The organism is Candidatus Schekmanbacteria bacterium, from assembly GCA_003695725.1.
In the GTDB taxonomy this organism is placed as follows: Bacteria; Schekmanbacteria; GWA2-38-11; order GWA2-38-11; family J061; genus J061.
This window is the reverse complement of the sequence record RFHX01000114.1, coordinates 1-7,577: the sequence shown is the minus strand read 5'-3', so window position 1 is coordinate 7,577 and position 7,577 is coordinate 1. Positions and strand designations below refer to the sequence as shown.

General features: G+C 34.5%; 5 protein-coding genes. 3 read left to right on the top strand and 2 right to left on the bottom strand.

Annotation, left to right across the window (positions count from 1 at the left end; all coding sequences use genetic code 11):
* A partial coding sequence (locus tag D6734_04670) for a PAS domain S-box protein (GenBank protein ID RMF95935.1) occupies nt 1–3,446 on the bottom strand: 3,446 nt, incomplete at its 3' end.
* 107 nt (nt 3,447–3,553) lie between these two features.
* On the opposite strand from D6734_04670, the gene D6734_04665 reads away from it, so the two are divergent.
* Nucleotides 3,554–4,126 carry a response regulator gene (locus tag D6734_04665; protein ID RMF95934.1) on the top strand — a complete coding sequence of 191 codons (573 nt, stop codon included), beginning with the start codon at nt 3,554–3,556 and terminating at the stop codon, nt 4,124–4,126.
* A gap of 12 nt (nt 4,127–4,138) precedes the next feature.
* Here the strand turns inward: D6734_04665 and D6734_04660 are convergent, their stop codons facing one another.
* Nucleotides 4,139–5,911, bottom strand: a complete 1,773-nt coding sequence (locus D6734_04660; protein ID RMF95933.1) for a sensor domain-containing diguanylate cyclase — start codon at nt 5,909–5,911, stop codon at nt 4,139–4,141.
* Between the two features lie 141 nt (nt 5,912–6,052).
* Between D6734_04660 and D6734_04655 the strand changes: the two genes are divergently transcribed.
* Both D6734_04655 and D6734_04650 read left to right on the top strand, forming a co-directional pair.
* The gene (locus tag D6734_04655) at nt 6,053–6,259 is read left to right on the top strand and encodes a DNA-binding protein (protein ID RMF95932.1); all 207 of its coding nucleotides are present in this window, start codon (nt 6,053–6,055) and stop codon (nt 6,257–6,259) included.
* Between the two features lie 51 nt (nt 6,260–6,310).
* A complete protein-coding gene (locus D6734_04650; protein RMF95931.1) occupies nt 6,311–7,540 on the top strand; it encodes a dicarboxylate/amino acid:cation symporter in 1,230 nt (409 codons plus the stop codon).
* The last annotated feature ends 37 nt before the right edge of the window (nt 7,541–7,577 follow it).

The following is a 7,577-nucleotide window of genomic DNA, read 5'->3' as shown; positions in this document are numbered from 1 at the left end:
GTCGTGTGCGATGCAAGCGGAAAGCTGCTGGCCACGATCGGCAATGGGCGAGCCGGAAGAAAAGATGGCAGCTTTTCCGAAGCTGAATTCATTTTCAGGATTTTACCTTTGTCATTTACGAGAATGAGCGCATCTTGAAAACTTGTGAAGATATTGTTTAGTTCATCGCTTTGTTTACGCAGAGTTTCTTCATATTCCTTTTGTTGAGTTATATCCTTGAAAATTGAAACTATATTTTCAACTTCACCTTTTGAGTTCTTTAAAGGAAGAATATGAATTAAAAGATACTGCTTTTTTCCATCTTTGTATTCAAAAATAATTTCTTGGTTTTTAATTTCTTTCCCTGTACGGTAAGCTGTTGTGATAGGTAATTCGTTGAAGGGTATTGGAGTATTGTCACTTCTTCTAACACTCAAAACCTTTTCCTGAAGAAACTTTTGTCTTGTATTCCAATTTTCTTTACTCAAATCAACACCTAAAATTTTTTGTGCAGACTTGCTGAATTTTACAATCTTTTGCTCTTTATCCATTAAAATCATACCATCAGGAGAATTTTCAAAGACTGTATTTAATTGTGTCGCAAGATTTAAGATTGTTTTTTCTGCTTCCTTCATCTTCGTAATATCTGTGACTATATGGACATAGCATTCTTTCTTGTCCGAGAAAATTCCTATGGGCGAAATGGATACTACAAATGTTCTGCCTTTTTCCTGGTCTGTAAATTCGAAAATGTTAGGAAAAGTGTCAGGAGTGTGCTTTCTATGAATGCATCCATTTTTGTCATTATTTTTTTTGCAGAAAATTTCGTAGCATTTTTTTTCTAAAAATGTTTCTTCTCTGAGGTAATCTTCTTGAAATGATTTATTGCATTTTATTATGTTGTTCTTGCTGTCAGTGAGAAAAATGTAATCGCTTGTAGAATTGAATGTTTTTTCCCATTCTATGTTTGCCTGCATAAGTTCGGAAAGCAGTTTTAGGTTCTCAAGGTATGAAGAAATATAGCCAGCTATTTGTTTCATAAAGCTGATATCTTCGGTCGTAAAAGCATTATATCTTCTGGAACCGAGAGAGATACATCCTGTTATTTTCTCTTTTGCCTCCAAAGGTATGTAAAGCACTGAATTGATATTGGCTTCTTTTATAAATCTATCTTCTCGATATGAAGGATTCCCTTTTTTTAAATTTCTAATCATTGGTTTGCCGCTTTTCAATATTTCCATTACTGATGATTGTTGAAGTCCTGTTTTCATTGCTTCTGAAGCCGAAAATTTTTCTGTATATATTGTCAATGTATATATCGAATCTAATTCTTTAGACTCTTTATTGAAAACCCATACTTTGCCGCTATCGAAAGGGATGATGCGTTTTACTTCTTTTCCTATCATTTCAAAAATTTCTTGTGGAGTTTTGTCCCTGTTGATTATTTCAGCAATTTTGCTTAATGCTTTGAATTTAGTATTCTGCTTTCGATATTGCTGATTTATGTTTTTCAATTCTGCTTCAGTTTTCTTGATATCAGTGATATCTTTAACCTGCAACACAGCTTCTTGACATTTCTTTGACGGCTTCTTTCTGATTGGGTCGATTAGAATATTGTAATATTTATCATTGTTGATTGACGGCAGTGTCTGGTTGACAGGAAGATTCTCCTTGAAAACAAGTTCTTTAAGACTTTGGGCGTAGGGTATTTTCAAGGCATTCAGGAAATCTTTTGCTGATAACTCATTATAATCATTGCCTGAAATCTTCTTTAATAATTTTTTGCTTTTTTTGTTCAAGCGAAGAATTTTTCCATTTCTATCAATTATTAGAATATAATCACTTATTGAATTGAAAGTTGATTCCCAATTCTTTTTTTGTATATCTGCTTCATTTTTTAGAAGCAAATTTTCAAGGGCAAGTGAGAAACTTTCTGCTATAAGTGCAATTCCCTCTATGTCGTGTTTACCAAAGATATTTTTCTTTTTGCTGAGAAATGCGATGAAGCCAAGCAATCGTTTAGGAAGGGATAATGGGAATATTATTGCAGATTGCAGGTTTTCTTCAGCCGCCACCTTTTCACTGAATAGACTTTTCCCAATCTCAGAATCTGCAGAAATATATCTTCTCTTTGACTGCAGAAGATCAATCACCTTTTTGTGCCTTTTTTCATCGTATTTGAAAGTCTGAGGACCTATGAGCTTTTTGTTGTTGCCGGGTTTGAGGTATATTGTAATCTCTGATAAATCGTTGTTGAAAAGTCCCACTTTTAATGTGTCAAAATCAAGTTTCTTTTCTATTTCAGAAAAAAGGTTGATAGCGGCTTTTTCAGCATTTTCGGATTTAAGGGTTTTTTGAATTATTTTGTTGGAAATTTCTGAATAGATTTTTTGTTTTCTCAATATTTCATCTGTCTTAAATCTCACCATTGCAGAAGTAATGTCTTTGGCAATCATCCTCATAAACCACTCATCTTCGTCAGTATAGAAGTTTTTTTCTTTTTTAACGAGGACGAAGACTCCTAATATTTTTCCCTTTGAAATACATCCAACTATCAATTCGGAAGACATTCCTTCTGCCAATGTTGCTATCCGCGCAAGTCCAAAAGGATTTTTAGACAGGTCGTCAATTCTAATGGTTTTCTTTTTTCTCAGTTCTTTTTTCATTTTCCCAATCGATGTAGGGGCATAAAGGTTATTTCTTTTGATTACTCCCTCGTGGTACATTATATAAAGGTCAACAATATAGCGTTCAGAATCGTCATAAGTGGCAAAAACAATTGAGTCATAGGGTATCGCTTTGCGCATTACAGGCTCTATCTTTTCTGCCAGCTCATTGAGATTATGGGAGTCATTAATGATATGAATTGTCTCATTCAATATCTTTAATTTTTTAGCATATTCTTCATATGAGGAATGGCGTTCAATGTTTCTGAGAATTCTTTGAGAATGGGCAACAATAGAAGAGCTTATTTTAAGCTCGTCATTTTTAAAAACTGATTCATTTTTCAATAATTCTATTAGTAGAGAAATATCGTTATTAGCGCCTTTAATTGAGAATGTGGAAAAATATTTGTGGCCTGAAACGAGATTTATATCTTTACAATTGCTTTTTATAAGTTCTTTCCTTAAATCAAGATTTTTGAGGAGATATTCCTTCCCGTTTTTTATATTTGCATCGATTATGCAGTCGCATTTTATTTTTCTCTTTCCTAATATGATTCCATTAGATTTGAAAAGGTTTTTTTCTCCAGTGGAGCTAAAAATTAAGCATGCCTGTGAATTTGTCAAATTCAAGAGATAGGAAGAAGTTTTTATAGCAAGCTCTTTTTCGTTCTTACAATTGCCTAAAGAAGAGATATATTTGTTAATTCTTTGTGATATTGTTTCATCTTTATTTTTATTCCTTACAGACATATCACTAATATAAAAGGTTTTAATTTCTTTTTTGTCAATATATAATTTCATTCATTTCATTTATGTATTAGTATTTTTATTAGTTGAAAAAGTTTTTTTCTTGACAATGGCATCTTTTCAAAATAGCAAATAAATGATTAGGTATTTAAAATAAAAGTATGGGGAAAAAAGCATTTACAACTCACGAAGCAGCGGAATATTGCAATGTATCTCCTGCAACTATAATAAGATGGATAGAATCAGGACTTTTGAAATCCACCAAAACTGCAGGCGGACATAGAAGAATTCCGAAAGAAGAACTCATTAGATTTTGGAAAGAAATCAACTCAGATAAAGACGATGAAAATTTGCGTGTTCTCGTAATCGATGATGAGCGTTTTATCGTGGATTTCTTTAAGGAGTCGATTGAAAAAATAGATCCAAACATTAAAGTACAGGGTGCATATAGCGGCTTTGAAGCCGGAGAATTGGTTCATCTTTTCAAACCCCATATCGTTTTTCTTGACCTCGTAATGAAAGGAATTGACGGTTTTCAGGTTTGTAAAAGGTTGAAAGAATCACCGGAAACAAACGGCATAAAGATAGTGGCGATTACAGGTTATCCCTCTAAACATAATATTGACAAGATAAAGGAATATGGAGCTGTGGAAGTTCTTGAAAAACCAATCAAAATGATTGATATAAGACGCATTTTAATTGACCTGCTTTCTCCAACCCAATTGTGGAAATAATTTCCTGAATTTTTACTTTTGAAAAAGAACGACTCTGTTTTTCCCTTCATTTTTAGCTTTATAAAGTGCTTTGTCAGAAGCGAGAACTATGTCTTTCATAGTTGTGCCATCTGAGGGACAGGCAGAGGCGCCAATGCTGACAGTTACAGAAATGCTAGGATAATCATCTAACTCGAATTCTGCATCTGCGATGTTTCGCCTGATTCTTTCTGCGACAACTTTGGCGGCATTCTTTCCTGTTTCAGGTAGAATTACTGTAAATTCTTCGCCTCCGTATCTAAAGGCAAGGTCAACATCACGAATTGACTGTTTGATTATTTTTGCCGCTTGAATAAGGACGGAATCACCGGCAGGATGACCATATGTATCGTTAACATTTTTAAAGTCATCTATATCGAGCATCAAAAGAGAAAATTTCTGGCCGTAACGATTAAATGTACCTATCTGTTCCTCCAGTCTCGTGTGGAAATGCCTCAATGTAAAAAGCCCTGTCAATTCATCTGTAATTGCAACTGAATAGAGGTAAGCATTCTCGAAGGCAATAGATGCATGCGTTCTTATGGCTTTGATGAGCTCCTCTTCGTCAGGGGTAAAAATACGGTTATTTCTTGCGGCAATGAGCATTCCCAATTTCATTTCTCTCATTCCGATTGGCATATAGGCAATATATTTTTTTTCTGAAAAGAATAAATCGGATGGTTTCTGCTTGTTTAATGTGTCAAAATGACTTTCCGTTAAAATGGCAGGTTGAGGCACACTGTCATTATCAAGATGGTATTGAAGGTTTTTGGGCTTTTTTGCCTTGTCACTTTTGATTAGGACATCAAAGAGTTTTTCATCGTTTGTTTTTGTAATTAATATGGTAGATGATGTATCGAGTATTTCATACACAAGATCAACGATTATCCCCTTTAATTCGTTGAGGTTTATTGTTTTGCTCAACCTATTGACTATTGAATAAAGGATATTGAGCTGTGTTGATATACTTCTGATTTCGTCAATATTTTTTTTGATGTTTTGTGCCATCGAGTTAAAGGATTCTGCAAGATCTTTTAATTCATCATTTCCCCTTATTTTGATATTTATGGAATAATTGCCTTTCCCTATTTCTTTTGTCCCTTCGATAAGTTTTTTGATTTTTTTATTTAGGAGGTTTTCTATGAGAAAATAGATGAGTATGAAAATAAAAATACCGGAGATGACACCTGAAAGAAGAATCCTTTTTTCTATTGTTTTAATTATGAAAAATGATTGTGCCACGGGTTTCTCAGTAAGAAAAATGCCGAGTATTTTTTTATTTCTTGAATGGCAACCAAGGCATTCTTTTTTATTCCATATGGGGCTGATAGTTCTCAGGAAAGGATTTTTGTCATTTTCATTGAGTAAAATCGTAGGGGTAGATGGCCTAACATTGCTATTGCCTTCGTGGCAAACTGAACATCTTTTATCACTAATTTCAACCGTTCGACCCACTTCTTCGGTTTCTGAGGAGTAATTGATTTTACCGTTTTTTCCGATTATGCATATTTTTGAGAATTGCTTATTTTTTACAGTTTCTTCCAATGTCCTTTGGAGGATATTTGGCGACTTGTTTATCATCTGATACTCAAGGACAGTTCGAAGAGTTGACGCCATTGATTCTGCTTCTTTATATGCATTGGATAAAAGTTCTTTTTTTTGGAAGGAGGAAATCTGATACATCGTTATTGAAAGTGAAAGTCCTAAAATCAAAAAAATACTAATTAAAAGTTTAGTGCGCATTCTATTTTTATCCCTCTCGTTCATCTATTTTCAATTCCCATCGCTTAATATCACCAACAGTCTTCTTTCTAATTCCATCAGGATTTTATCTTCTCTTGACCTTATGGAATTGAAAAATATATATTATAAAAATCAATCTATCAAATTAAGGAGGAAGATTCTACATTGAATAACATAAAAATTGAAGAATTTATAAGTTTGAAAGATGCGGCAAAATCTCTTGGAGTGACCTCTTATACCCTTCGAAACCTCATCTTTGAAGAAGATATAATTGACGGTCACAAAATTGAAGGCACGCTTTTTTTCAAAAAAAAAGATTTTGAGAAGGTAAAAGAATATTTGCGTAAGAGATTGGATGAGACAAACTCTTGAATGATGAATTACTCTATTCAGCTTCTTATTCCCCTATAAATTAAATTGTTGATGAGCGATTTTTTTAAAAAACAGGCTCTTCTTTTTGGAATCATTGCAGGGGCGATAATTGGGGCTGGGGCAGGAATTTTTTTTCCTGATTTCAGCATAAAGATGAAAATATTGGGTGACCTTTTCCTTAATGCCCTCAAGATGATGGTAATTCCAATAATCGTTGTATCAATGATTAGTGGTATCACGAATCTACAAGGGACTAAAAGATTGGGTAAACTTGGATTGAGGACACTGGTATATTATCTTTCTACCACAGGAATTGCAGTTGCAATAGGTATGATGATGGTCCTTTCTATAAAACCGGGATTGGGATTTCCCTTATCGGGTGCAGAGATACCTGAAAAAATTTCCACCGAAACTTCATATTCAGTTGTTGATATGATTGAAAGTCTTATACATCCGAATCTCTTTCAAGCGGCGGCTGAGATGAAGATACTGCCTATCATAATTGCATCAATACTTTTTGGGCTTGCTTTGAATGCAATAGGAGAAAAAGGGGAAACAGCAATTTCTTTTTTTGCATCTCTAAATGATGCTGTTATGAAACTGGTACGCTGGATAATGTTTTTTGCGCCAATTGGGATATTTGCTTTAATAGCATATCGCTTTGGCATTACGGGTGGAGGCAATGCAGTTGTAAACCTCATACGAAGCTTGGGCAAATATTTTATAACAGTAGTAAGTGCTCTAACAATTCATTCGGTAATTATTTTAGCTATGATTCTCCTCTTTTTTGGGAAAAGAAATCCTATCAATTATTTTTTCACAGTAGGCAAAGCACTCCTCACTGCTTTTGCAACAGCATCATCATCTGCAACATTGCCGATTACTATGGAATGCGTATCCGAGGAAGGAGGAGTGTCAAAGAAAACATCGGGATTTGTCCTACCGCTTGGTGCTACTATAAATATGGATGGCACAGCAATGTATGAAGCAGTTGCTGCAATATTTATTGCCCAAAGTTATGGTATTGAACTTGCCGGTGCTAAACTGCTGATTGTATTTTTCACTGCCACAATAGCTGGAATCGGAGCGGCAGGGATTCCTGAGGCAGGACTTGTTACAATGGTGCTCGTACTTCAATCAGTAGGCTTGCCTGTTGAAGGTATAGGGATGATACTTGCCATAGACTGGCTTCTTGATAGATGCAGGACAACGGTAAATGTCTGGGGTGATGCGGTAGGGGCTTGTGTTATTGATTATTATGAAAGCAGAAATGAGGAATAATTGAATTAACTGTTCAATTATGCTTGATTTGATAATG